The organism is Streptomyces sp. NPDC048415, from assembly GCF_040651675.1.
In the GTDB taxonomy this organism is placed as follows: Bacteria; Actinomycetota; Actinomycetes; order Streptomycetales; family Streptomycetaceae; genus Streptomyces.
In genome coordinates, this window is sequence record NZ_JBEZKJ010000034.1 from 12373 (window position 1) to 34798 (window position 22426).

Annotated in this window: 22 protein-coding genes and 3 pseudogenes; 15 read left to right on the forward strand and 10 right to left on the reverse strand. The window is 66.4% G+C overall.

The features are described from left to right. Positions 1-10: 10 nt before the first annotated feature. The 3 genes and pseudogenes from AB0D27_RS22425 to AB0D27_RS22435 form a co-directional block, all read right to left on the reverse strand. Positions 11-882: pseudogene (locus tag AB0D27_RS22425) on the reverse strand (LLM class F420-dependent oxidoreductase). Positions 883-1152: 270 nt separating this feature from the next. Continuing rightward, a complete protein-coding gene (locus AB0D27_RS22430) occupies positions 1153-1692 on the reverse strand; it encodes a putative immunity protein (protein ID WP_362511482.1) in 540 nt (179 codons plus the stop codon). Positions 1693-1891: 199 nt separating this feature from the next. Then, the gene (locus AB0D27_RS22435) at positions 1892-2203 is read right to left on the reverse strand and encodes a hypothetical protein (protein ID WP_362511485.1); all 312 of its coding nucleotides are present in this window, start codon (positions 2201-2203) and stop codon (positions 1892-1894) included. A 308-nt stretch (positions 2204-2511) separates the two neighbouring features. Here AB0D27_RS22435 and AB0D27_RS22440 point away from each other — a divergent pair, with 308 nt between their 5' ends. The 5 genes from AB0D27_RS22440 to AB0D27_RS22460 all read left to right on the forward strand — a co-directional run bounded on the left by AB0D27_RS22440 (position 2512) and on the right by AB0D27_RS22460 (position 8835). Continuing rightward, on the forward strand, positions 2512-3813 hold the full coding sequence (locus tag AB0D27_RS22440) for a tyrosine-type recombinase/integrase (RefSeq protein ID WP_362511488.1): 1302 nt from the start codon (positions 2512-2514) through the stop codon (positions 3811-3813). A gap of 56 nt (positions 3814-3869) precedes the next feature. Then, entirely contained in the window at positions 3870-5624 is a 1755-nt protein-coding gene (locus AB0D27_RS22445; RefSeq protein ID WP_362511491.1) for a hypothetical protein, read from the forward strand. Next, positions 5621-7855 (forward strand): hypothetical protein, encoded by a 2235-nt coding sequence (locus AB0D27_RS22450; protein ID WP_362511493.1) that lies wholly within the window; start codon positions 5621-5623, stop codon positions 7853-7855. The genes AB0D27_RS22445 and AB0D27_RS22450 overlap by 4 nt, the downstream gene beginning before the upstream one ends. Continuing rightward, on the forward strand, positions 7852-8352 hold the full coding sequence (locus tag AB0D27_RS22455) for a hypothetical protein (RefSeq protein ID WP_362511496.1): 501 nt from the start codon (positions 7852-7854) through the stop codon (positions 8350-8352). The genes AB0D27_RS22450 and AB0D27_RS22455 overlap by 4 nt, the downstream gene beginning before the upstream one ends. 108 nt (positions 8353-8460) lie before the next feature. Continuing rightward, positions 8461-8835, forward strand: a complete 375-nt coding sequence (locus tag AB0D27_RS22460; RefSeq protein ID WP_362511499.1) for a helix-turn-helix domain-containing protein — start codon at positions 8461-8463, stop codon at positions 8833-8835. An 80-nt stretch (positions 8836-8915) separates the two neighbouring features. On the opposite strand, the gene AB0D27_RS22465 is transcribed toward AB0D27_RS22460, so the two are convergent. From AB0D27_RS22465 to AB0D27_RS22475, 3 genes are all read right to left on the reverse strand, one after another. Next, the gene (locus tag AB0D27_RS22465) at positions 8916-9383 is read right to left on the reverse strand and encodes a hypothetical protein (RefSeq protein WP_362511502.1); all 468 of its coding nucleotides are present in this window, start codon (positions 9381-9383) and stop codon (positions 8916-8918) included. A 5-nt stretch (positions 9384-9388) separates the two neighbouring features. After that, positions 9389-9676 (reverse strand): hypothetical protein, encoded by a 288-nt coding sequence (locus tag AB0D27_RS22470; protein ID WP_362511505.1) that lies wholly within the window; start codon positions 9674-9676, stop codon positions 9389-9391. Between the two features lie 709 nt (positions 9677-10385). After that, complete coding sequence (locus AB0D27_RS22475) at positions 10386-11201, reverse strand: hypothetical protein (protein ID WP_362511507.1); 816 nt, start codon at positions 11199-11201, stop codon at positions 10386-10388. 416 nt (positions 11202-11617) lie between these two features. Here AB0D27_RS22475 and AB0D27_RS22480 point away from each other — a divergent pair, with 416 nt between their 5' ends. The 8 genes from AB0D27_RS22480 (at position 11618) to AB0D27_RS22515 (ending at position 18591) form a co-directional block, all read left to right on the forward strand. Beyond that, positions 11618-12583, forward strand: coding sequence for a zinc-binding dehydrogenase (locus AB0D27_RS22480; protein ID WP_362511510.1), 966 nt, complete (start codon positions 11618-11620; stop codon positions 12581-12583). A gap of 14 nt (positions 12584-12597) precedes the next feature. Continuing rightward, positions 12598-13341 carry a hypothetical protein gene (locus tag AB0D27_RS22485; protein ID WP_362511513.1) on the forward strand — a complete coding sequence of 248 codons (744 nt, stop codon included), beginning with the start codon at positions 12598-12600 and terminating at the stop codon, positions 13339-13341. 1 nt (position 13342) lies between these two features. After that, the gene (locus AB0D27_RS22490; RefSeq protein ID WP_362511516.1) at positions 13343-13801 is read left to right on the forward strand and encodes a hypothetical protein; all 459 of its coding nucleotides are present in this window, start codon (positions 13343-13345) and stop codon (positions 13799-13801) included. A 10-nt stretch (positions 13802-13811) separates the two neighbouring features. After that, positions 13812-15254, forward strand: a complete 1443-nt coding sequence (locus tag AB0D27_RS22495) for a radical SAM protein (protein WP_355991997.1) — start codon at positions 13812-13814, stop codon at positions 15252-15254. Further along, on the forward strand, positions 15247-15702 hold the full coding sequence (locus AB0D27_RS22500; RefSeq protein ID WP_362511519.1) for a hypothetical protein: 456 nt from the start codon (positions 15247-15249) through the stop codon (positions 15700-15702). Before AB0D27_RS22495 ends, AB0D27_RS22500 begins: the two co-directional genes overlap by 8 nt. A 155-nt stretch (positions 15703-15857) precedes the next feature. Beyond that, complete coding sequence (locus AB0D27_RS22505; RefSeq protein WP_362511521.1) at positions 15858-16502, forward strand: class I SAM-dependent methyltransferase; 645 nt, start codon at positions 15858-15860, stop codon at positions 16500-16502. Further along, positions 16499-17344, forward strand: coding sequence for a radical SAM/SPASM domain-containing protein (locus AB0D27_RS22510; RefSeq protein ID WP_362511524.1), 846 nt, complete (start codon positions 16499-16501; stop codon positions 17342-17344). The genes AB0D27_RS22505 and AB0D27_RS22510 overlap by 4 nt, the downstream gene beginning before the upstream one ends. Positions 17345-17367: 23 nt before the next feature. Next, positions 17368-18591: a S8 family serine peptidase gene (locus tag AB0D27_RS22515; protein ID WP_362511526.1), complete on the forward strand. Its 1224-nt coding sequence runs from the start codon at positions 17368-17370 to the stop codon at positions 18589-18591. 80 nt (positions 18592-18671) lie between these two features. Here AB0D27_RS22515 and AB0D27_RS22520 read toward each other — a convergent pair. Then, positions 18672-19227, reverse strand: a pseudogene (locus AB0D27_RS22520) (IS5 family transposase); the annotation flags it as partial. A gap of 136 nt (positions 19228-19363) precedes the next feature. On the opposite strand from AB0D27_RS22520, the gene AB0D27_RS22525 reads away from it, so the two are divergent. Next, a complete protein-coding gene (locus tag AB0D27_RS22525) occupies positions 19364-19741 on the forward strand; it encodes a hypothetical protein (RefSeq protein WP_362511529.1) in 378 nt (125 codons plus the stop codon). Positions 19742-19823: 82 nt separating this feature from the next. On the opposite strand, the gene AB0D27_RS22530 is transcribed toward AB0D27_RS22525, so the two are convergent. Further along, on the reverse strand, positions 19824-20711 hold the full coding sequence (locus tag AB0D27_RS22530) for a hypothetical protein (protein WP_362511532.1): 888 nt from the start codon (positions 20709-20711) through the stop codon (positions 19824-19826). Here AB0D27_RS22530 and AB0D27_RS22535 point away from each other — a divergent pair. Then, positions 20695-21428: pseudogene (locus AB0D27_RS22535) on the forward strand (transposase); the annotation flags it as partial. The gene AB0D27_RS22530 and the pseudogene AB0D27_RS22535 sit on opposite strands and share 17 nt — an antisense overlap. A gap of 179 nt (positions 21429-21607) precedes the next feature. Here AB0D27_RS22535 and AB0D27_RS22540 read toward each other — a convergent pair. Further along, positions 21608-22198 (reverse strand): XRE family transcriptional regulator, encoded by a 591-nt coding sequence (locus tag AB0D27_RS22540; protein WP_362511535.1) that lies wholly within the window; start codon positions 22196-22198, stop codon positions 21608-21610. A gap of 1 nt (position 22199) precedes the next feature. Further along, a complete protein-coding gene (locus AB0D27_RS22545) occupies positions 22200-22424 on the reverse strand; it encodes a hypothetical protein (RefSeq protein ID WP_362511538.1) in 225 nt (74 codons plus the stop codon). Positions 22425-22426 lie beyond the last annotated feature (2 nt).

Below are 22426 nucleotides of genomic sequence, written 5' to 3' on the forward strand. Positions count from 1 at the left end.
CCCGAGGCCGTTATCCCAATAGAGAAGCGAGCCTGCGCCATTCCTCCCTCGGGAGCTTGTCCCTGTGGGTGCCGGTGAGCACCTGGAGGGCCACGTGGTCCCCGCCTGCCTGGTGGAAGGTGTCGATGCGGTCGCGGATGCGGTCCTCGTCGCCCCAGGCGAAGACCGCGTCGATCAGGCGGTCGCTGCCGCCCTCGGCCAGGTCGGCCTCGGTGAAGCCGTGCCGCAGGAAGTTGTTGGTGTAGTTCGGCAGGGTGAGGTACATGGCAAGGGCGTCGCGGGCCAGGGCGCGGGCCCGGACCGGGTCGGTCTCCATGACCACCTTCAGCTCCGGGGCAAGCAGCGGGCCCTCGCCGAGGATCTCGCGGGCCTGGGCGGTGTGTTCGGGCGTGACCAGGTAGGGGATGGCGCCGGCCGCCCGCTCGCCGGACAGCTTCAGCATCTTCGGGCCCAGCGCGGCCAGCACCCTGCTGTCGGCGGCGACGCCGGCCTCGTCCAGCTCGTCGAGGTAGCCGGTCATCGCTGCGTACGGGCGGCTGTAGTCACCAGCGGGCCGTGGCTCACGCCGAGACCCACCAGGTAGCGGCCGGGGTGCGCCGATGCCACCTCGGCGAAGCCGGCCGCGGTCGTGGCGGCCTCCTGCTGCCAGATGTTCAGGACGCTGGTGCCGACGAGGATGCGGCGCGTCGCCCCGATCAGCGGGGCGGCATGGTCGGCGGTGCTGTTGTTGCCGAGCCAGATGGCGCCGTACCCGAGTTCCTCCAGCTCGGCCGCAGCCTCGTCCAGTTCGCCGCGCCGGGCCGGGTCCTCCGAGCGCAGTTCGACGCTCCAGGCGCCGTACCGGCCGACTCGCTGCTTCAGGGGGACTGTGGTGTCGCTCATCGGGTGTTCCCTCCGGGTGGTGGGCTGTGCCGTGATCATCACGTCTCCAGCCACTGCCGACCGGAGGGCGTCCCGGGTCGATTCCCGCCGTTCCCTCAGATGGTCGAACGGCCCATAAGACGTCGGACACGCACGAGCCCGCCACTGCCTTTCTCTTGGGGTGGCTCGGGTTGAGCGGCCGGGAAGTGTGATGGTTGCCCAGCTCAGCGGCAGGCGCCGGTGGGTGGTAGGTGCGCGACAGGTGCCGCAGACGGCGGCGGGTGGTCTCCCTCAGCGGGACGTGCGCAAGGATGTGTCCAGGATGGTCATGAGCTGTGCAGCACGGCTCTTGCCGGTTGGTGCGAGGGGGTACCGGTTGAGGACATCGATCAGCACCGGTGTGGCGCGTTGTCGAGCCTGCTCGATCAGCTTGAGTCCGACGGCGAAATCACCGCCTGCGTTCAATTCCCCCACGAGCGCCGCACTTGCAGCGGCTCGCAGGATGTGACCTACCTGGGTGGCTTTCGCAATCGGATGAAGGTAAGCCGCAGAGGCGGCATCGCCGGCGGCGCGCGCGGCGAGCCGTTCGGCTTCGGTGGCCGCTTCCTTCGCCGCGCGGTGAGCATCCAAGGAGGTGATGCGCTGGAGCTTGGTCCTTCTCGCGCCGTTCACGAACTCCCGTGCGGCGTCGATGGCTGCACGAGGTCGAGGATCGCTGGGGTTGGCGGCCTGGAACACGGGGAGAACTTCCTCAGCGCTCTCCACAACGTAGCGTGCGACAACGCGCAGCTCGTCCATGGTCAGCTCGAAGTCCCCAAATACGGTCGTCACGGATCCGATTCTTCCACCGACCAACCGCCTGAAGCCCCAGTCCGGACGATCGGACCGTGCGGCGAGGGACGTCAAATAGGTAGTCAGCGGTTCAGCTGCGCCATCAGCTGCCCTCCGGCTCCGCCAGGAGCGCGAGCTGGAGGGACTCGCTGACCGAGGGGAGCCCCGCATCGGTGGTCATCGGATCCGCCCCTTCCTGCTATGCGGTAGCGAGTTGGAGGAGTTCTGGAACGCCCTGGGCGTCCTGGTAGTGCTGGAAGCGGGGGAGAAGGTCGTCGACAAGCCGCACGCAGCGGGGTGCTCCGATGCGACGTGCCAGGAGCAGGGATTTGGTGGCGGCGACCGTGGCGGGCTCGGGTTCCTTCAGATCGAGGTGGCTCGCGGCGCGGTAGGCGAGAAACACACCGCGGGTCTTGTCCCGGGTCGGGGGCAGCAGGCCTTCGCCTTCGGTAATCAGCTGGTGAGCGCGGCCGATGTCGCCGAGGTCCAGGAGGGCCTGGCCGGAGTCCACGGCGAGATCGGCTTTTATGTTGGCGCTTCGTTCTGTCTCACATAGCACGCAGTTATGTTCGCGTAGCTGCTGTCTCAGGGGGTCCGATGAAGCGCACCAGTTCCGGCACGTCAACTGCCACCGCTCGACAGGGAGTCGTCGCCCCCTTCGGGGAGTCGGCTCCGGAGGCCGTGGTCCTCTTACATCGGACTGCGCAGGCTCGGGCAGCTGGTCCGTGGCCCTTCGACGCGTCGGCCGTGCTGGAACGGGCGGGGGCATGCGACGGCAAGCGCTTCGTCCTCGGCCCCGACGGTTCGTACGACGTCCAGTTGAACCGGTTCGGGCGCGAACTCGACAGCTGGGGCGTGCGGTCGGACAACGGGCACGAGGGCTACATGCGTGACATCATGCTGTACTGCCGGTTCCTGCACGAATCCCGGGGAGGGAAGTCGATATGGCAGACGGACAGCGCTGATCTGCGCGCCTACAAGCTTGTCCGAATGCGCATGGACGACGAGAACTCGATCAGCGCGGCCACGTGGCGCCGGTCCATCGCGGCTCTCGACAAGTGGGTGGAGTGGTCCCTTTACGAGGAGTTGCTGGATCACGAGCCGTTCCGGTACATCGACAAGACGGTGATGACGCCGCAGGGACCGAAGCGCGTCCGGGTCAACGCCGAGTACGACGTGGATGACGACCAAGAGCCCCTGCACATCGTGCAGTTCGTTGACTACCTACTGTGGCGCAATGTCGGGCTGCGGGGCGAGCTGCCGGATGGCAGGCCGGACCCGAAGTGGCGTGGCCGGCACGGTGAGCGCAATGCGCTGTTCGCCGACTCGCTCGTCTACACCGGCATGCGCCTGGGCGAGGGGGCGAGTCTGCTGACGACCGAGCTTCCTCCCGTCGCAGGGGGACGGGGCGAGATCTACCTCGCGGCTCAGGTGGCCAAGCGGAAAAAGGCGCGCAGGGTGTTCGGGAATCGGCGGACGCTGCGGGCGTGGCACCACTACCTGTCGATCGAGCGTTCGGCCGTGGTGGAGCGGGCGCGGGCCCGTGAGCAGTACGTCGGGCTGGAGGAGTTCGTTCCGGTGGGCCGCGCGGGGCGTCACGCCTTGACGGTGGTGGGTTCTTCCCGCGCCTGGGCGTACTCGAAGATCGGCGTCGGCGTGCGGCGGAACCTGTTCCGTGTGGATCCCGCCGGCCTGCCGCGGGAGCCGTTGGCGCTGTGGCTGGGCGAGGACGGGTTTCCGCTCAAGCCTTCCACGTGGCAGTCGGCCTTCCGCCGGGCCAACGAGCGCTGTGCTTCTTTCGGGATCGACATCGAGGTCTCGCCCCATACTCTCCGTCATGTTTTTGCAGTTCAGATGCTTGGTCTGATGCTGCGGCAGACCATCCGCGCGCTGGGGCAGCGGGAGGACCGGCGATTTACCAGGGTGGAGCTGGAGCGGCTGCTGTTCGGCAGCCCCATGCGCAAGCTGCAGTTGCTTCTCGGGCATGCGCACGAGTCGACGGTCTACATCTACCTGGACCTTCTGGATGAGTTCCAGGAGATCGTCCTGTCCGCGCTCGCGGAGTGGGACACCCAGGTCGCGGCCCTGGAGGCGGTCGCTTCGGAGGCGGCGGCAGCATGAGGACGCGGCGCGTTCGGTTTCCAGCAGCGAGCGACATCCCCGCTCCTCCGGACCCGGTGCCCAGCATCGGGCCGGTCGCCTTCTCGCTCCAGTTCGGCGGGAAAGACGTCCACTACGACCTCTCGCATCTGCCGTGTACCCGCCTCGTCCGCCCGCTCACCCAGGAGTTGAGCCAGATCGGGGGTGACGACGGGACCATGGGCGGCAAGTATGCCTTCCGCGAAGCGATCCGGGCCGTGCAGTTGTTCGCCGAGTTCGTGGCGGCCGCTGAGCCCGGACACGCCGACGACTTCGCGCTGGACGACCTCGAACCCGAGCTCCTGGATGCCTTCGAAGGGCACCTGGCACGGGCTTTCCCGAAGGGAAGCGGCCAGCCGTACAAGCTGCTCGGGACGGTCGTGCGCCTGCTGCGTGCCGTCCACGAGTCCGCCCCGGACGCCTTCAGCGCCGAGATGCACGGGCGGATCGGGTTCACGGCGACGACGGTGGAGCGGCTGACCAGCAAGCCCCTCGACGCTTACCCGTTGCCAGTGTTCGAGCGTATGGAGGCCGCGGCGCTCGCCGACGTCCGCGAGATCCGGGACCGGATTCTGCGCGGTGAGCGGATGGCCGAAGCTGGCCAGGACCCCGAGACCGGTGGGTGGGGGCGGCTGGAGAACGTGCTGTGGTACGTCGCCCGCAACGGGCCGCTGAGCAACGACATCGTGTGGCAGCATCGTCCGTTGCGGGCTCTGGGCGGGATCAGAGCCGTCAACGCGCACCTGTTCCTGACCAAGGCCGACATGGTGCCCTTCTTGACCTTGCTGATCTGCCAGACCGGGCTTGAACCCGAGTGTGCCAAGACTCTGAAGGCGGACTGTCTGTCCAACCCGGCGCGCGGTTTCGTCAGCATCGCGTACGTCAAGAAGCGCGCGCACCAGCACACTCACAAAACGATGCGGGTGAGCGACGGGGGCGCCCTGCACTACCCGGGCGGCCTGCTCCGCCTCGCCCTGCGGCTCACGCAGCGCGCCCGCGAGTTCGCCGGCACCGAATCCCTGTGGGTGCTCGCCCTGGACGCCGGAGTCCGTGACGTCTACCGGGACGGACGCACCCACACGGCCCGGGACGCGGTGCCCTGGATGGCCCAGCACCGGATCGATGAGATGAAGGACCGCGGCGGCGGCCCCGTGTCGATGGACATGCGGCGCCTGCGCAAGAGCCACAAGTCGCGGAACTATCTGCGGGCCGGCGGCATCCTCGACGACTTCGTGTCCGGCCACACCAAGGAGGTCGCCGCCGGGCACTACGCCGATATCGAGGCCCACCGCGAGGTACACGAGCAGGCGGTGGAGGACGGCCTGCGCGAAGCCCTGGACGCGGCCCTGGCCGCGCCGGTCGTGCTGGACGACGACGGCAGCCGCCTGGACGACGGCGACCAGGACCTTGAGCCGGACGAAGTCCGCGCCGCGCTCGGGACGGACAACGACGTCTGGCTGGCCTCGTGCCGTGGCTACTACAGCTCCCCCTGGGCGCGGAAGAAGGGAGCAGGGTGCCCGGTCGCGATCTGGGGCTGCCTGGAGTGCCCGAACGCCGTCTTCACCACCCGGCACCTGCCGAGCCTGCTGTCCTTCCTCGACTTCCTCGAAGCACAGCGCGAGGAGTACACCGTCGCCGAGTGGAAGGCCCGCTACGGACTGGCCTGGGAGCGGATCGTCAACGACATCCGGCCGAAGTTCAGCACCGAGCAGATCACCACGGCCACTGCCATCGCCGAAGCCGACGGGCCGCGCCTGTCGCTGCCCGCACAGTTTGTGGAGCTCATCTCATGACCACCGCACCTCAACTGCGAGCCCGTCCGGCGACCCCGGTCCCGGACGACGCGTACGTCGTGCCCGAGCACCTCACCACCGCCGCGACCGGCCGCGGGCCGCGCGTCGGCGACATGGTCTGGGACCTGCGCCCCTTCGTCCCCCGAACCACCCGCAAGAACGCCCTCTGCCACTTCTCGGGATTCGCCGACGACACGGCCATCCGCACGGCCAAGGAATACCTCTACTCGCGGTTCCGACGGGGCATCCCGGCCAGCTACCTGAGCGTCTCGACAGTGAAACCGATGAAGATCACGTGGGCCGCGCAGGAACTGGCCCGCGTACGTAACGCCATGCACGACCTGCGCGAACTCGGCATAACACGGCTCTCCGCGGTCACCCGGGAGGATCTGGCGGCGTTGCTGGACCAGTGGAAGAAGGGGTCTCTCTCCACCGCTGCGTCGCTCGTCACCACGATGAAGCAGCTCGCCGCCCATCGCGCATTCCTCCACAGCGACGGACTGGACGTCCATCCGTGGCCGGGCCGGACAGCAGCGGCGGTCGTGGGCAAGGAGCCGAGACCGGACGAGAACAGCACGGACCGCATCCCCGAGGAGATCATGGCTCCGCTGCTACGCGCGGCCGTCTTCTACATCACCATCGCCAGCCGCGACATCCGCGCCGCCCGTGCCGAGATACAGGCCCTGCAGGAGGCCGGACGCCTGCGGCCCTACAGCATGGGCGGAGCGAAGGAAGCCGCGTTCACCTCCTTCATCGCGAAGCGCCGGGCGGCCGGGCGCGGCCTGCCGGCCCTGCCGCTGGAGGCGGTTTCACGGCGACCAGGCGCTGAGGTGGTCGGCGGAGTCGTCCAGTCGCCGAACATCACCTTGATCGAGCTGATGATCGGCGGCTACGCCCGTATCGATCACCTCGTGGCACGGGTGGCGGCCGAGTTGGGATTTGAGGAGGGCGGCCTCGACACTCCGATGTCGCCCTGGCCGGAGTCCGGCCGGCCGTGGCGGCCACGGCTGGACCCCACGACTGTGAACCGGGAGACCGAGTACCTGCGCACGGCCTGCTGGATCGTGATCGCGTACCTTTCTGGACTTCGCGACGACGAGGTCCGCCTCCTGGGCCGCGAGTGCGCGTTCACCGAGACCGGCGACGGCGGCCGGATCCGCTACAAGCTGCGCGGTCGGGTCTACAAGAACCGCAAGATCAGCGGCGATGAGGCCGAGTGGGTCGTCCTGGACATCGTTCACCAGGCCGTCGACGTCCTCCTCGGCCTCCATGACGATCCCGACCATCTCTTCGGCTACTGGGGCACGGACATCACCGGCTATCAGCTCTTCGGGTCCGTTCCCTACCGGCTGGGCCGCTTCCGCGACCATGCCAACGAGCTCTTCAGCACGGAAGCCGGGTTGTTCATCCCCAACGACACAAGCGGCGTCGAGGACTACGACACCCCGGACACCCTCGATTCAGAAATCCATCAACACGGCCGCGGAGGCGAGGACCCGGACGGGCCGCTCGGCCTTACCGAGGAGGGACCTGATCCAGCAGGGGTTCCCTGGAGTTTCGACACGCGGCAGTTCCGTCGAACTTTGGCCTGGCATATCGCTCACCAACCCTTCGGCGTTGTCGCTGGCGCACGGCAGTACCAACATGCCCGAATAGTCATGTTCGAGGGATATGCGGGTACATCGGAGTCCGGCTTCGCCGAGGAAGTAGCGGCCAACGACGCGGTCGCGCGACTGGACTACCTGGAGGATATCTACCGCGACTGGAACAACGGTGGCGCCTCCTCCGGCGGGGCCGCCGAGCGTATCTCGGCCGAGTTCGAGCGAATCCGCCGCGAGCTCGGCGACCTGCCCGGTGTCGTCGCGTCCCCTGCCCGGCTGCGGACGATGCTGCGGCACCTGACCAAGACGCTGCACCCCGGGGTACTCAACGACTGCTTCTACCAGGCCGCCACCGCGGTCTGCCGCAAGCGAGCCAAGGCGCTCGGCCGCCCGGTACCGCTGCACAACATGTGTCTGAACTGCCCCAACGCCCGCCGGTCGGCAGTGCACTTGCCCCGGCTCACCACCGCACGGGACCAGGCCCTGACGGTGCTCGACCTGCCCAAGAAGGAACGCGAGGCACTGCCCCGGCTGCAGGTGATTGCCCTGACCGACCACGCCGCCGAACTTGACGAGCTCATCCAGAGCATCACCACCGACGACACCAAGGAAGGCGCGAGGTCGGCGTGAACGACGAGACACGACTGCGCATCCGACACACCTTCGACCGGCTCTCCGCGGGCGGCAGAGGGCTCACCGACGTGGACCGCGCGCTGATAGAGGCGTTCGAGCGGCTGATGCACGGGCTACCCGAACTAACCGACGGCAAGATCACGGTCGTGAACGTGTGCACCGAGGCCGGCGTCTCTCGCGCCTCCTACTACCGCTCGCCGGTGGCACAGGCGGTGAAGGAGATCCTGGAAGCGCCGCAGACCCGCCGCCCGGAACCGGAGGAGCTGCGGGCAGAAGTCGCCCGGCTGAAGAAGGCGGAGCGCGAGCTTCGCAGCGAGCACGCCGCCGAGATCCGCGAACTCAAGGGCACCGTGGCCACCTACGCCGACCAGATCCAGGTCCTGGCCTTGCGTAATGCCGAGCTGGAGACCCAGAACGCCCGTCTCCTCGAACGGCTGCGGCAGTCCGGGGACAACGTCGCGGTCCTGTCGGCCCCGAGCCCTCCTTTGCCCTGACCAGGCGCGTCACCTGCCAGTTCGCGCGCCCTTCAGCGGTGTGACTAATGTGTCGCGCGCCAGGCATATGCGTCCTGCCACGGGGGACCCGACCCTCCACTGAACGGGATGCATGGACCTTTGTCCTGGCAGAGCACGGTCCGGGCGAGTGGGTATGCGAGCAACCTGGTGATGCGCGAGCTGGACGAGACTGCCGCCGGCGGCCCGATTGGGGCCCGCCTGGCCGCCTGGCGCCGCCAACGGGAACTGACTCGGGATGACCTTGCCTCCCGCACCGGCCTGGGGCTCGATTACCTCGCCGAACTGGAGACCGGCGGGGAGTGGGTCGACCGCCGCGGCCGACTGGCGGTACTGGCCAACGCCTTGCGGCTGGATGTCGCGGACCTGACCGGACAGCCCTACCCGCCACACGGTCAGGAGCACGCGGCGGTGCGGGCGGTCGCCTTCCACCTGCGGCGTAGCCTGGTCCGCCGGCCCAGGTGAACTCGACATGCCCGCGTCCTGCGACTCAGGGACGGGCACCGCCGACCGCGTGCGGGACCGGCCGGGGTGGGAGGGCCCGATCAGTGCGGGGCGTACGCGGCCGCGGGCGGATCGGTCTCGTTCACGATCCGCAGCATGTCGGCAGACGGCAGATACTGCTTGGTCACGATCTGCGGGCAGCGCCGGCACATGTCCGCGCCTTCCTGGTGGAACCAGCGGCACCGCGCGCGGATCAGACACTTCGGCAGGTGCGCCACCACCTCGTCCAGCAGCACGGTGCTCCGCGCGGCGATCTGGCAGGCCGCATCCCTGAAGTGAATACAGCCTCCGGTACTGCACGGGGCCGCGAACCGGAAAACCTCGGTGGGCGCCACCGGGTGTGCCAGATCGATGACTTCCTGCGTCACCGGCATCTGATCGGTGGGAAGCACCCGGGGAGCATCCGCCGAACCCGATACGACGCCAATCAGGACCGAATCGGAATGAGCACCCGCGCTGGGACAAAGGAGCTCTTCCTGCGGCCTGTCTGGCTGCTCGTCGTGCGACATGACGGCTACTGACCCGACTGGTAGGGCTGGATCCCGCGTACCTGGACTGCTCCCGTGACCTCGTCCCTCTGCAGGCTCACTTCGAAGAGTGCGTCCGGGAACTGCCCGGCCACGATGGGTCCACCGAATTCCAGATCCTCCGCCACGTTGCGGGCGGCGAGAGCGATCGCGACGCCTTCGGCAGCGGCACGCGCGATCTGCTCGGCACCAATTGATTTAGCGTTCACGAACTGGCCTCCGTAGATGATGGCCGGAAAATTGCTTATGAGTTCGAACGAACCGGCGCCGCCCATGCCATCAGCCGGACCGGCCGACGCCACGCTGCCGCGCCGACGCGACGGGCACGTCACCCGCCCGGCCCCGGCCCGACTGCCCGCTCGGGCGAAGGGCCACGGCGACGGATCCGAAGACAGGTATCCCAGCGGTCCTCGGCCCGGTAGCACACGGCGCGTGCGTGCAGGTATTCCGTCTGGATCGCCCGCACCCGTTGCGCATACCGGCCGAGTCCTCCCCGACAGCGTCCGATTCGACGGCTTGCGCGGCGGTGACGCCGGTGACGAGCGCCGTGAGGATGCCCCGGCCGGCAATCGGGTCCGCGGCGGTGGCGGCGTCACCGACCGCCGCCCGACCAGGCCCGGCTGCCGGGAGGGTGCGGGCAGTGGCGGCGCGTACGATCCACAGCCGACCGTGGCCCACATGCGCGCGGGCTGGCCTGGTGGCGGGCCTGCCGATGCCGTTTCCAGCACACGATAGATATGCGTCGATGCGGCCCCGGTCGAATCGGTTCGCACGCTCATCAGTTTCCCCCCCCAAAGATCGACCTGTACGGCTCCTTCACCGCGGTCCCGACGCACAGTGGCGTGGCCTCCGGGTCACCGAGCACGTCGATATCCTGGTGCCCGGGCCGTTGATGGCCTTCACTTTCAACCAGGGCTTTGCCGCACACCGGACCACGTTCACCAACCTCCGCGCCAAGTTCACGGCCGCTGCAAAGTAGCGGAGCTACCCATCGTCGTCTCGACGCCGATTGTGGATCGCGTCATTGATCGCCTTGACGCTTGTCAACAGGGGAAGGTCGATGCTGTTGGCGGCCGCATGGCCGATGATGCCCGCGACGTCCTTGGGTAGGCACTTGCCACTGTAGCCAGGTTCGGACGCGAAGGCGTCCGAGTGGTCGCGCTCGACCCTGGGGTCGAGCAGCCACCCTTCTCGCACGCTCTGCCAGTCCAGCCCGAGACCTTCGGCGAGGCGGCGAAACTCGTTCACGAATGTCACTTTCACCGCGAACCACGAGTTTTCCATGTACTTCGCGAGTTCCGCCTCCGCCGGATCGACTCGATGGAGTCGCACGAGCGGCCCGAACGTCTCGGCCATCAGGTCCAGCCAGCAGGTCGTCACGCTAGACTTCCATGCTCCCACGAGCTGAAACGGCCGGTCCTCGGCGAGCACGCGCCAGGTCGGCGTGGCGAACCTGGTCTCGCCCACGTACTCCGGCCAGAAGATCACCTCGCGCCCATACCGTTTCGCGAGCGCGTCCGTCGTCCCGGGCGGCACGGTAGACCGCAGGATGACCGGAATGCGCGATGGGAGCGGCTCGAACGCCCCCTCGACCTGGCTGAGATCCACCGTCCCGCAGGCCAATGCGGGGGTATTCACGCACACGACCACGAAATCGCACTTCGCTAGTTCCGCCCCGGGGTACGGCTGCGCACTGATGACATCGTAGGTCACCAGATCCATGTGGTGGGCGAGCAGGTCTGCGGTCATGCTGCCGACATGCCCCAGACCGACAACCCCCACTGTTGTCTTGCCGGACATGGAACGCCTTCCTGGAGTTGAGGTTGCGCCACCACGAACTATCACAAGGAACCTCGCGCCCTATCAGCTCTTGCGTGACAATTTCGTCGGGTTGCGTCCAATAGCGTGGTGTACGAACTGGACGCCTGACTGAAGTCTGGCGTGTCGATTCCGGAACGATGACGGTCACCGTGCGATCCTTCAAGACGACCAAGTCAGAACCAGTTTTCACGCGATGACCGCTGTCCAGCGTATCGAACCCGTCCAAGGTTCTGTCCGACCAACTCGCCCTGCTGATTGCATAGTCGGCGTTGGTCCGGGACGGTGGCCAGCATCCGTCGGCGTCGGTGATCTTTTGCCGGAGCTCGGCGACCGTGGGACCATCGTCGCCAGGTGATGTTCATGTCTGCGACTTTGTCGGATTGGACTCTCGAGCCGTGACCTACCAGCAACGCGAGGTCGTCTTCGAAGGCGAGGGCAGAGTCTCGATAAGATCAGGTGATCCGCTCCCCGCGCCGTCGCCTTACGACCTTATCGTTCGTGCGCGGCTATCGATTGTGAGCGCAGGCACCGAAACGGCATTCCTCGATACAAAGTATCCGACCCAACCGGGGCCGGGGATAGTCGGCGAAATTGTGCAGGTCGGCGATGCCGTGACAGCAGTGCGCCCCGAGTTGACGCCGGGCAGCCGAGTATTCGTAAGGCAGAGCCATCGCGCTTATGTGCGATGTAATTCCTTGCGCGACTGCGTCTATGTCATTCCCGTTGATCTCAGCGATGAAGCCGTGCTCCTCGCGCGCCAGGCGATCGTCGGAATCCACGCGGTCAAGCGGGCAGGCCTCAGGCTCGGCGTCTCTGCGCATGTCATCGGGCTCGGAATAGTGGGGCAGTTGATCACACGCCTTGCAGTCATAGCCGGAGCGCGCCCGGTGACGGCCGCAGACCACCACAAGAACCGCCGATTCGCGGCGGAGAGTCAGCGAGTCGTGCAGATCCGACAGCCCGGCGAGACCCGGCCGCAGGAGGCGGACGCGGTATTGCTGGCCTGTGGCAGTGCCTCCGCACTGGCCGAAGGGCTTGAGATCGTGGCGAGCGGGGGTGCCCTGGTGCTGGTCGGCGCAGGCACGGGAGCGATGAGCCTCGATATCCACGACCTCGTGTTCCGGCGAAACATCCGGATGATCGGCGCACACGAAATCGGTGCCGTGCAAGGTGCCGGGAACCCTGCTGAATGGGAAAGTCTGCTCGACTTGCCGGTGCGTCTGATACGGGAAGGCTCGCTCGAGATTGCGGGTCTCATCACCCATTACGTCGCACCCGGTGAACTGGCGCAGGCATACCGGATGCTTCGCGCGGACAAGAGCGAATGCATTGGTGCCGTGATCGACTGGAATATCGCCTAGAGGATGGTCCCGGAATGTCGTCGGTGGGAATCTGGTGCGTAGTGTCGGAAGCGGATTATCCGTTGCTCGGCCTCACCATGCGGAATCTGCTGGAGCACGACGGGGTCGGCGTCGCCCTCGTAGTCCACACCGGAGATCGCCGCCCGCCCGACTACGGCGCTCTCGCCGCTCGCTACGCCAACGTTCGGGAGGTTCACCGAAATTTCGGCGAGGGTTATTCCAGAAGCCTCGCCGACGGCGGCTACGACCAGCTCTCCGCCCGAAATTTCGCCTTGGACCTGCTCGAAGATCTCGGCGTGGAGTGGGTGTTCCAGTTCGACGCCGATGACTACTACAACCCCGATGTCATCACCGAAATTGCGCAACTCGACGAGAGATTCGACGCCGTGAGTTGTTCGTGTTACACGCTGACCTCCGAGACGAGCTACTGGTACGAGCCGCGCCTGGAAAGGGACGTCGGCGGAAGGCGACTCCTCGATCCGCACACCAGAATATGGCGCAGTCACCTGGCCAAGCGGTTCGAGCTCTGTCCGATCGCATCGAAGCGGTACGCCAACGTCACCCGACACTGCGGCGTCGCATTCCGCGGCCATCCGCATTGGCACTTCCAAGCCTTGGAGGGACCGTTCCACTTTCATCTCCACTGTCTGCTGGGCAAGCGCCACACTGCGGCTCGTGCGGCGAGTCGGGAGCTCGGCGGACCTATCCCGCCGCAGCTGTCGGAATGCATCAATGAGTTGGCACGATGGAAGGACTGACATGTCGGATGAGGGTGCGGACCGGGGGTACATCTCGGATCCGGTCGATCTGAGCCGTCAGGTCTACGTGGACAACAGCGACTACCAGCTTTTGTGCTGCGGCCCGTCCGGCGGCGGGAGCTTCGGTGGCGGGGGCGCGTCGGGCTCCTGGCTGACGGCGGCCGAGCTGGTCTACGACATGACGGGGAACCCGGGCCGGGCGGTCAGCGACGTCATCACCTTCGACTACGACTCTGAGACCAGGGTCGAGATCAATGTGCTCGGCGGAGATTTCGCGATCATTCGACGTGATGACGTAATGCACTCCGGGAGAAAGGCTTTGGAGTTGCTGATGAGGTTGCAGGAGCTCACCTTCGAAGGCGCGCTCGAGTGGATCGCCGAGAAGTACTCCGCTGAGAAGGCCGAGTTGCTGGCACACGACTACGTCGCGAGGCGCTTGGGGCTACATCATGACGACTAGGAGCTGGAACATGGACGTAGACAGCAGCGGCGGAGGCGGCACGCGCGTCGACCTGCCTTGGCCTGCCATGTCGCCGCCCACGTGCGGCGCAGACGCAGGCCAAGGCGTGGCCGAAGGAGTTGCTCGAGCGGCCGGCGAAGGCGCGGTCAACACCGAAGTGTCGATCTTCGATGCGTCCGATGGAGGCGCCATCGTTCACCTCCCGCTGAAGGGCCGGGCCTTCCGCGTCGACGACCGCACCGGGCGGATCATCGAGAAAATTGTCGCAGGACAAGCGCTTCCGGAGGACGACGTCAGTGCGAGAGTTCTTGCCGCACTCGACAAGATGGGAATTATCGGCGGCGAAATGGCGCCGGAGCCGACGACGCGGCCGCTGCAGGAGTTCCGCCCCACCGAGGCCACTCTCATCTTCACCGAGAGCTGCAATCTCGGGTGCACCTACTGCTACGCCAGCGCGTCGCCGCAGAAGTCTCCGCCGATGAGCGAGGAGATCGCCCGGGCAGCAGTCGATCTCGTTCTCCAGAACGCGAGCGAGACAGATGAGAACCTGGCGCTGATCCGCTACATCGGCGGCGGCGAACCTACCATGGAGTGGAAGCTCCTGCAGTCCGTGACTGACTACATCCGGTCGGCATCGCAGGCCATGGGCGTTCGGTATCGCATTCGACTCATTACCAACGGCACCCTGCTGACGCCGGACCGGGTGGCATGGATTCGCGACAACATCCAGTTCGTGACTCTGTCCTTCGACATCCTGCCCGAGCTGCAGGCGCAACGGTCCTACGCCGATGGCCGAAGTACCCACGGCAAGCTGGTAAAGGTCATCAGGGAGTTGGTGGAACAGGGCGTCGACTTCCACCTGCGGACGACGGTATCCGCGCGGGGCGCGGCCCGATTGGTCGATATGGTGAAGTTCGTCCACGACAACACCGGCGCCGCAAGCGTGCGCTTCGAGCCGATGGCCGAAATCGGTCGTTCGGTGCCGCAGGGCATGGCCAAGCCACTGCAGCAGGAGTTCGTCGAGTCGTTCAAGGCGGCCTACAAACTCGGCCGCGAGCTGGGAATCGACGTTACCTGCAAGATGTTCCAGAACACGCTGAGGCGAAGCTCCCGGTTCTGCAACGCAGAGTTTTCCGTGACACCCGAAGGGATCGTTTCCGGGTGCCACCGCTACAGCAAGGAGGAGCATGACGGATACGATCTGTTCCGCATCGGGCGATACGACGGCAGTCGCTTCCAGTTCGACATCGATCGAGTGAACGCCCTGCGGGCCATCGACGTCCATTCATTCTCCGAGTGCACCTCGTGCATGGCGCGGTGGAACTGCGCGGGCGGCTGTCTGTCGGCACGGGTAAGCCGCCAAGGGATTTCGCAGAGCGGCCCGTTGTGCGATCTCACCAGGGACTTGTTGAAGTTCTCCATCGAGCAAAAAGTAGGGGATCCGCATGGATGAGGGTGCGGACCGGGGGTACATCTCGGATCCGGTCGATCTGAGCCGTCAGGTCTACGTGGACAACAGCGACTACCAGCTATTGTGCTGCGGCCCGTCCGGCGGCGGGAGCTCCGGCGGCGGGGGCTCGACGGACTCCTGGCTGACGGCGGCCGAGCTGGTCTACGACATGACGGGGAACCCGGGCCGGGCGGTTAGCGACGTCATCACCTTCGACTACGACTCTGAGACCAGGGTCGAGATCAATGTGCTCGGCGGAGATTTCGCGATCATTCGACGTGATGACGTAATGCACTCCGGGAGAAAGGCTTTGGAGTTGCTGATGAGGTTGCAGGAGCTCACCTTCGAAGGCGCGCTCGAGTGGATCGCCGAGAAGTACTCCGCCGAGAAGGCCGAGTTGCTGGCACACGACTACGTCGCGAGGCGCTTGGGGCTACATCATGACGACTAGGAGCTGGAATTTCCTGGGAAGGCGACCATGATCCTCCGATTGGCGGCGAGATGGGCGAGACCGTCCGGGGCGGGAACCGGGCTACGTCCGGCCGGCCCGGTCTGCCCTACCGAAGCGGCAGGAGTACCGGGGCTGATCGCCGCCGAGCATGGAGGATGGAAGCGAGGGCGGCATGCCCGCCGGCTCGACGGAGGGCCGCGGAACATCGGTTGGATGCTCCGCGGCGGGGTGATTCCGTCGCAGCCCGCGCCGTTCTTGAACACGGCTGCGGCAGCGGCATGGCGTCCTACCTGCTGGCTGAGCTCGGGTATCACGTTGCGGGCATGGATATCGCCGATACGGCGATCGATTGGGCGGCCGGCCGATTCCGCGCGGCGGGCTGGGCCGGAGATTCCCAAGTCGGTGACGTGTGCGAGCCGCTGCCCTTCCCAGATAGCCGGTTCGACATCGTGATCGACGGCGACTGTCTGCATTGCATCATGGGTGACGCGCGGCGTGCCTGTCTCGCCGAGGCGTATCGCGTGACCAGACGCGGCGGTCACTTTTCGCTGAGCAGCATGTGCGGCCCGCCGCGGTCGAAAACCGTGAAGCGCCTATACGATCCGACTGCCCGCTGTCTCCTTGAGGACGGCCGCCCCTTTCGATACCTGCCGAGATCGCGAGATCTTTCCCGGGAGGTCAGCCGGGCGGGGTACCGAGTGTCGGCCCGACACATGAAAGGCAACCCCTGGTGGAAGCATCTCACCCTGTTGGCGCAGCGACCGGAGACCGGATGCCCCCCGAACGTGTCCTCGAGGTGACCACCAACATCGGCTGTCGACTGCAGTGCTCCTACTGTCCGCAGTCGACGGTCACCGGTGCCTATCGAGAAGCGGCAGCTGCCAGCAGAACTGCTGCGGGAGCGTCGGTCCGCACCATGACGCGGGAGCTGTTCGCGACTTACATCGCGACGGTTCCGTCGTCCGTGCGCATCCACTTCTCCGGCTTCAGTGAACCCTTCCACGCAGGCGACTGCGTGGACATGATTCGGATCGCACACCGGCGCGGTCATCCGATAGCCGTTTTCACGACGGCGGACCGGATGATGCCCGAGCAGGTAATGCCGCTTGCGGACATCCCGTTCAAGAGATTCCTTGTGCATCTGCCCGACTACGGCGGTGAGATGAGAAAAGAAGTGACCGCGGACTATGTCTCGCTGCTGACTCTGCTGGCGTCGAGCGGGATTTCGAACCTACAGTTCTATACCATCGGCATTCCACATCCGGCGATAGCCACCGCACTCAGCAGAATGCCGTCAACCCGCCGCGTTCACAGCCGCGCGGGCAATGTCGATCTGTCCGCCACGACGGTCGGCACGGCATTCAGCGCCGCGGAGATCGCCGAGCGGAACGGCCACACCAGTTTGATTTGCCGCAAGGACCGCATCTTCGCAAACGTTCTCCTGCCCAACGGCGATGTTCAGCTCTGCAGCATGGATTACGGCCTGGAGCATAAGCTCGGCAATCTCGGCACGCAGACCTATCGGGAGATCGTGGAAGGCCCTGGTTTCCAGCGCATCATGGCCATGCTCGCAGATCCGGACTCGACCGTTCTCTGCCGCCGGTGCGAGTACGGACTTCCCGGCGCCTATCGGCGTCAGTGATTCGTGATTGTCATGGAGGCGCGGTGCGAGATATCGATATCGACAACCCGTACTATGCACGGCAATGGCATCTACACACCGGGTTCGAGCACGTCGAGGTGGATGTTCGCTCCTCCATGCGCTGCGACGAGGCCTGGTCGAGGTTGGCAGGCTTCGGCGACCCCCTGATAGTGGTCGCCGCCACCGACAGCGGGTGCAACCTCGACCACCCCGCCTTCGGCGGGATGGGCAAGTTCGCCGGGTGGGGATACTTCGACGGCGGGGAACTGCGGACGATGGGCATGCCGGGCAGCGCCGCCGCCAAGATGTATCTGCCGGGCGCGCATCACGGAACGTCGATGTGCGCGTTGACTTCGGGGGCGGTCGGGCACAGCCACCCGCTCGGGGTCGCCCCCGGCTGCCGGCTGCTTCCGATCAGGCTCCAGACCGAAGCGAATCGCGCGCGCATTTCCGAGTACGCAATGCACCGCATCCTCGACTATGTGTCGGAACGGGCGGACGTGCTGTTGGTTCCGTGGTCGAAACTGCCGCACTTCATGCTGTCGAAATCCGTCGTCGACCGAGTCGAGGAGCTGACCTCGAGCGGCGGGCGCCGCGGTAGCGGGCTGGTATTCGTTTGTGCCGCAGGAAATTCAAACTGTCCTATCGACATCGACGCCGACGTTGCCGTGCCCTACGAAGTCGTGTTCGGCGGCGATGCCCAGGCCGAGCCGCTCATCAAATTATCCAAGACATTTCGAAATGTTCTCGCATCTCTGCCTGGCGTCTTGCACGTGAGCTCGATTTCCAGCCTGGCGCAGCGATGTCACTACTCCTGTTACGGACCGGGAATCGATCTCTGTGCGCCGTCGAGCAATTCGCGCGCCTTCCGTGGCGATGCCTTGAGCGGGTTGGGCCTAACCACGTCGACGGGGGACCCGGAGAAGCCGACTAACCGATTCAAGGGCACGTCGGGCGCGGCGGCTCTGGTAGCCGGAGTAGCCGCCTTGGTCTTGAGCGCAAACCCCGGCCTCTCCGCCTTGGAGGTCTGCCGGATCCTGCAGTCTTCGGCCTCGAAGGACCTGAGCCACACGGGTTACGACCTGCCCCCGCCGACGTCGCCCGACGCCGCTTGGGACCACCCCCTTGTCCCGCGGTGCAGGCGTGGTTCCTTCGACGAAACCGGGTGGAGCCCATGGTTCGGTAACGGCAAAGTAGACGCCCTCCGCGCCGTGACGGCGGCCCAAACCTGGCAGACCACGGGTTGATTAGATTGCACTCCAACTTTTCTCGGCCGTCCTGCTCGGCCTCAGCGTCGACGACCGCCGGCCTGGGCTAAGACGCCATTTCACTTGGTCAGTCGGCGGTGACATATGAGGGTTGCGGCGATGGCGGTGAAGGCGAGGAAGTGTTCCGGCTTACGTTCGTAGCGGCGGTGCAGGCGTCGGCAGCCGGACAGCCAGGACACGGTCCGCTCCACGACCCAGCGGTGTCGGCCCAGGTGCCGAGATGACTCGATGCCTTTGCGGGCCAGGCGATGCCGAATGCCACGGGAAGCGAGCCATCGGCGCAGGTGGCGATAGTCATAGCTCTTGTCACCGTGCAGCTTCCCGGGGCGCCTGTGCCGTGGGCCATGACGGGAGCGGATGGGCGGGATGCCACGGACCAGAGGGATGAGGGCCTGGCTGTCGTGGAGGTTGGCGGCGGAGATGCCGATCGACAGGGGCAGTCCCTGGCCGTCGACGATGTGGATTTTCGATCCCTTCTTGCCGCGGTCGGTCGGATCGGTCCCGTCAGCTGCCCCCTTTGAGGGCCCGGACGCTGACGGAGTCGATCGCGCACCGCGACCAGTCCAGCTCGCCCCGGGCGCCGAGTTCGTCCAGGACCAGGCGTAGGCTCCTTGCCTCCGACTCCGACCGAGACACGTTCCTGTCCCTTCTGCATGGACAGATCGATGTCCTGCGCCCCGCTGTCGATGCCACCCCTGACGTCGACAGTTTCGTCCTTGGCTACCTCGGTTCTGCCTACCTCAAACGGTTCATGACCGCGACTCGGAGCAGCAGCACCGACCTTGAGGACGCGGTCCTCTTTCTGGAGCGTGCCCTTGAAGAGAGCACGGAAGACCTGGGCCTGGACAGCATGTACCACGGTTTGATGATGGCTCGCAGTCTCCTCCGCGAGCGCAACACGAAGGACGCTCACCTGAGCGACCGCCTCATCCCCATCGCCGGGAAGGCCCATACACTGACAGATCTCCAGGGACCGCTTAATACACATGAGGTGCCGACCTCCGCCCTGCTCGACCGGCATCACACGACGGGCGACGGTGACTGGCTCGCCGAAGCAACACGTCTCCAGGATCAAGCCGCTCGCCTCTTTGGCGAGAACGCCTTCCGCGGCCTGGCCGAAAATGCGTGATCTCGCTTGTCCTTCCAGTTGCGCGGCACAGGCAGCAGGGTCCACGTGGCGCTCGAATACTCAACGGATTCAACGGCGATGATCACGCCGCCGCGACGTAGATGAGCTGTGAGACACCTCGGCGTTGAGGCAGGTTGACAGACCGCATAACGGCTTCGGATACCCAGGCGCACCAGGCGGGCCGGTCGGCGCCGGCGTCGCCCAGGTGTTTCTCCGCCGCGGCAAGAGCGCGCAGCACGACGCGTCGTTCGCTCCGGTCGCCCTGTGCGGCGAGGGTGCGGGCGAGGCGTAGCTGGAGCAGGCAGCGGGCGGCGGGGTTCTGGGCGCGGGTCAGGGCGTAGTTGAGGATGTTTGCCGCGGTGGTGTGGTCGCGGCGCCAGGCTGCCTGGTAGGCGAGGTCGCCCAGGAGGCCGGCACCCATGTCGTGGTCCCCGGCTGCGTGGGCGTTGTGCAGACCGGCGATCCAGTTCTGGCTGGCGTGGGTGTGGCGGCCCAGGTCGAATCGGTGCCAGGCGACAGTCTGGGACAGGGAGGCGGCCAGGGTGTGCAGACGCAGCCCGAGGGCGGGTGCGTAGCGGCCGTGTTCGAGCAGTTCGGTCACCGTGGACAGGTGGGCATCGACCAGCGTGGCGGTGTGCTGTCGCTGCTCGGTGGCGTGACTGGCGAGTTGCTGGGTGGTGTTCTCCAGGAAGGCGACGAAGTCCTCGCCGATTGGTTTGCCGTCGCGGGCCTGGGCGAGCTCGCTCGTAGGGCCAGCGGCCCAGTCCGCGGCCAGCGCGGACAGGGTGGCGCCGGAGATCGTGAAGAAGGTGCGGCGGTCCATCGCTGTTCGCAGGGCCTCTCTCAGGGCGGGCACGGAGCTGTGGGGTCCGAGCGGGACCACGCCGTTGGCGGTGAGCGGCAGCCAGTTCGGCCAGTCGTCGGCGCGGACGATGTCAGCGGGCCAGCCGAGCGATGCCCTGGTAGGCATCTGCCCCGCTCTGGAGCGGGCCTTCGACTACTCAGCGGCCAAGGGGCCGGTGGTCATGCTGACCGAGTACCAGACTGCGTCCGCCCTGCAGCGAGCCGGTGCCAAACGGCTCGCGGACTGGCTGGCACGACGTGCGGTACGCAGTGCAGCCGATGTCGCCGCCCGCGCGCTCGAAGCAGCCCGATCCCAGGTAACCGCTCTGCCGGGCGAAAAGCGAGCCGCCAAACTCGTGTGCGACCTCGCCCACCAGCTCCTCATGCTCGACGAATGGATCAAAGACACCGACCGGGAGATCCGCGAAGCCTTCCGCCTTGACGAGCGCGCCGAAGTCATCGAATCTCTCCCTGGCATGGGACCCATCCTCGGGGCCGAGTTCCTCGCTATCGTCGGAGATCTGTCCAGCTACGCAGACGCCGGCCGCCTGGCCGCCCACGCGGGACTGGCCCCGGTGTCACGCGACTCCGGCCGCCGGACCGGCAACCACCATCGGCCCAAGCGCTACCACCGCCGCCTGCGACATGTCTTCTACATGGCCGCCCAAACCGCCATGATGCGCCCAGGCCCTCCCGGGACTACTACCTCAAGAAACGCGCCGAAGGACTGATCCACACCCAGGCACTGCTCGCCCTCGCACGCCGCCGAGTCGACGTCCTATGGGCCATACTCCGTGACAAGAGGCAGTTCACCCCCACCCCACCAGCCACCCAATCGGCTTGAAACCATCATTGAGACTCACTCCACGAGCGTATGCGGCAGGTCGAGTGCGGCAGGATGGATGACCAACGAGGCCCCCGAGCAACGTGATTGAGACGTCAGACATCTCGATCAACGGCCCGGGGGCCTCGCTCGTTGCGCTTCACGGCCCATCACCCGATCGGTGGCCAACTCGAAGAAGCTCAGTAATCGACGTCGAAATAGTCGATATCCGTAAATTCGACTTGAAGTTGGTCGGTGCGGTAGCCGTTGTCCTTGAAGTAGACCTCCTGGAAGCCTTCGGCGATCACCTCGTTCGGTGACTCGGTGCTACGGCCCTGCTGGGCGTCGAACAACCGCCTGGCGTAGGAGGCGGGCAGACGGACGGTGAGGCGGCGGAAGCGGCCGTCGTCGGTGGTACCGCCGGGAGCGTCGTAGCCGAACCGCGCCCGGGTCTCCACGGTGATCCCGCCCGTGGTGGCCGCACGCTTCTGCCGCTGGGACCGCACCCGCGGCTGCCAGCGGGTGCGTACCGCGGCGTCGATCCGGTCCGCGATCGCCCTCGGTGGGTGCTTGCGCTCACCCTTGCGGTGGCGCTCCACGGAGCGCTGGCTGATGCCGAGCTCCGCCGCGACGGCCTTGGTCGTCTTGAGCTGTTTGAGCAGGAAGTTGACGCGCCCCTGGAGGGTCTTGGGCGGCTCGCGCGTGAATTTTTCCCAGCTGGCGCGCTCCACGGCCTCGCCGATCAGCGCATCGTCGCGGTCCTCGTTCGTGGGACGGATCAGTCGCACCATGTCAGTTCCCTCCGGTCGTCGTCGGGTCCTGGCCGTCGGGGTCGACCAGCCGGAACCAGGTCTCGCGCATCTTGCACAGGTCATGCCGCCACAACTCCAGCCGTGGCGAGCGGCGCTGGAGGCGCATGGAGAGCTGCAGGGCCTCCATGCGCGCCTCCAGGCGGTCCAGCGTCCGCTCCAGCTCCGCGCCGGCCTCCAGTGAGGGCGTGCCGGTGTCGGTGGCCACGG

Excerpts from the sequence above, each read along its gene's own strand:
- AB0D27_RS22495 (WP_355991997.1), top strand. The coding sequence starts at position 13,812 with ATGGACGTAGACAGCAGCGGCGGAGGCGGCACGCGCGTCGACCTGCCT.
- AB0D27_RS22470 (WP_362511505.1), bottom strand. The coding sequence starts at position 9,676 with ATGGGCGGCGCCGGTTCGTTCGAACTCATAAGCAATTTTCCGGCCATC.
- AB0D27_RS22500 (WP_362511519.1), top strand. The coding sequence starts at position 15,247 with ATGGATGAGGGTGCGGACCGGGGGTACATCTCGGATCCGGTCGATCTG.
- AB0D27_RS22505 (WP_362511521.1), top strand. The coding sequence starts at position 15,858 with ATGGAAGCGAGGGCGGCATGCCCGCCGGCTCGACGGAGGGCCGCGGAA.
- AB0D27_RS22525 (WP_362511529.1), top strand. The coding sequence starts at position 19,364 with ATGACCGCGACTCGGAGCAGCAGCACCGACCTTGAGGACGCGGTCCTC.
- AB0D27_RS22530 (WP_362511532.1), bottom strand. The coding sequence starts at position 20,711 with ATGCCTACCAGGGCATCGCTCGGCTGGCCCGCTGACATCGTCCGCGCC.
- AB0D27_RS22540 (WP_362511535.1), bottom strand. The coding sequence starts at position 22,198 with ATGGTGCGACTGATCCGTCCCACGAACGAGGACCGCGACGATGCGCTG.
- AB0D27_RS22465 (WP_362511502.1), bottom strand. The coding sequence starts at position 9,383 with ATGTCGCACGACGAGCAGCCAGACAGGCCGCAGGAAGAGCTCCTTTGT.
- AB0D27_RS22475 (WP_362511507.1), bottom strand. The coding sequence starts at position 11,201 with ATGTCCGGCAAGACAACAGTGGGGGTTGTCGGTCTGGGGCATGTCGGC.
- AB0D27_RS22450 (WP_362511493.1), top strand. The coding sequence starts at position 5,621 with ATGACCACCGCACCTCAACTGCGAGCCCGTCCGGCGACCCCGGTCCCG.
- AB0D27_RS22490 (WP_362511516.1), top strand. The coding sequence starts at position 13,343 with ATGTCGGATGAGGGTGCGGACCGGGGGTACATCTCGGATCCGGTCGAT.
- AB0D27_RS22485 (WP_362511513.1), top strand. The coding sequence starts at position 12,598 with ATGTCGTCGGTGGGAATCTGGTGCGTAGTGTCGGAAGCGGATTATCCG.
- AB0D27_RS22460 (WP_362511499.1), top strand. The coding sequence starts at position 8,461 with ATGCATGGACCTTTGTCCTGGCAGAGCACGGTCCGGGCGAGTGGGTAT.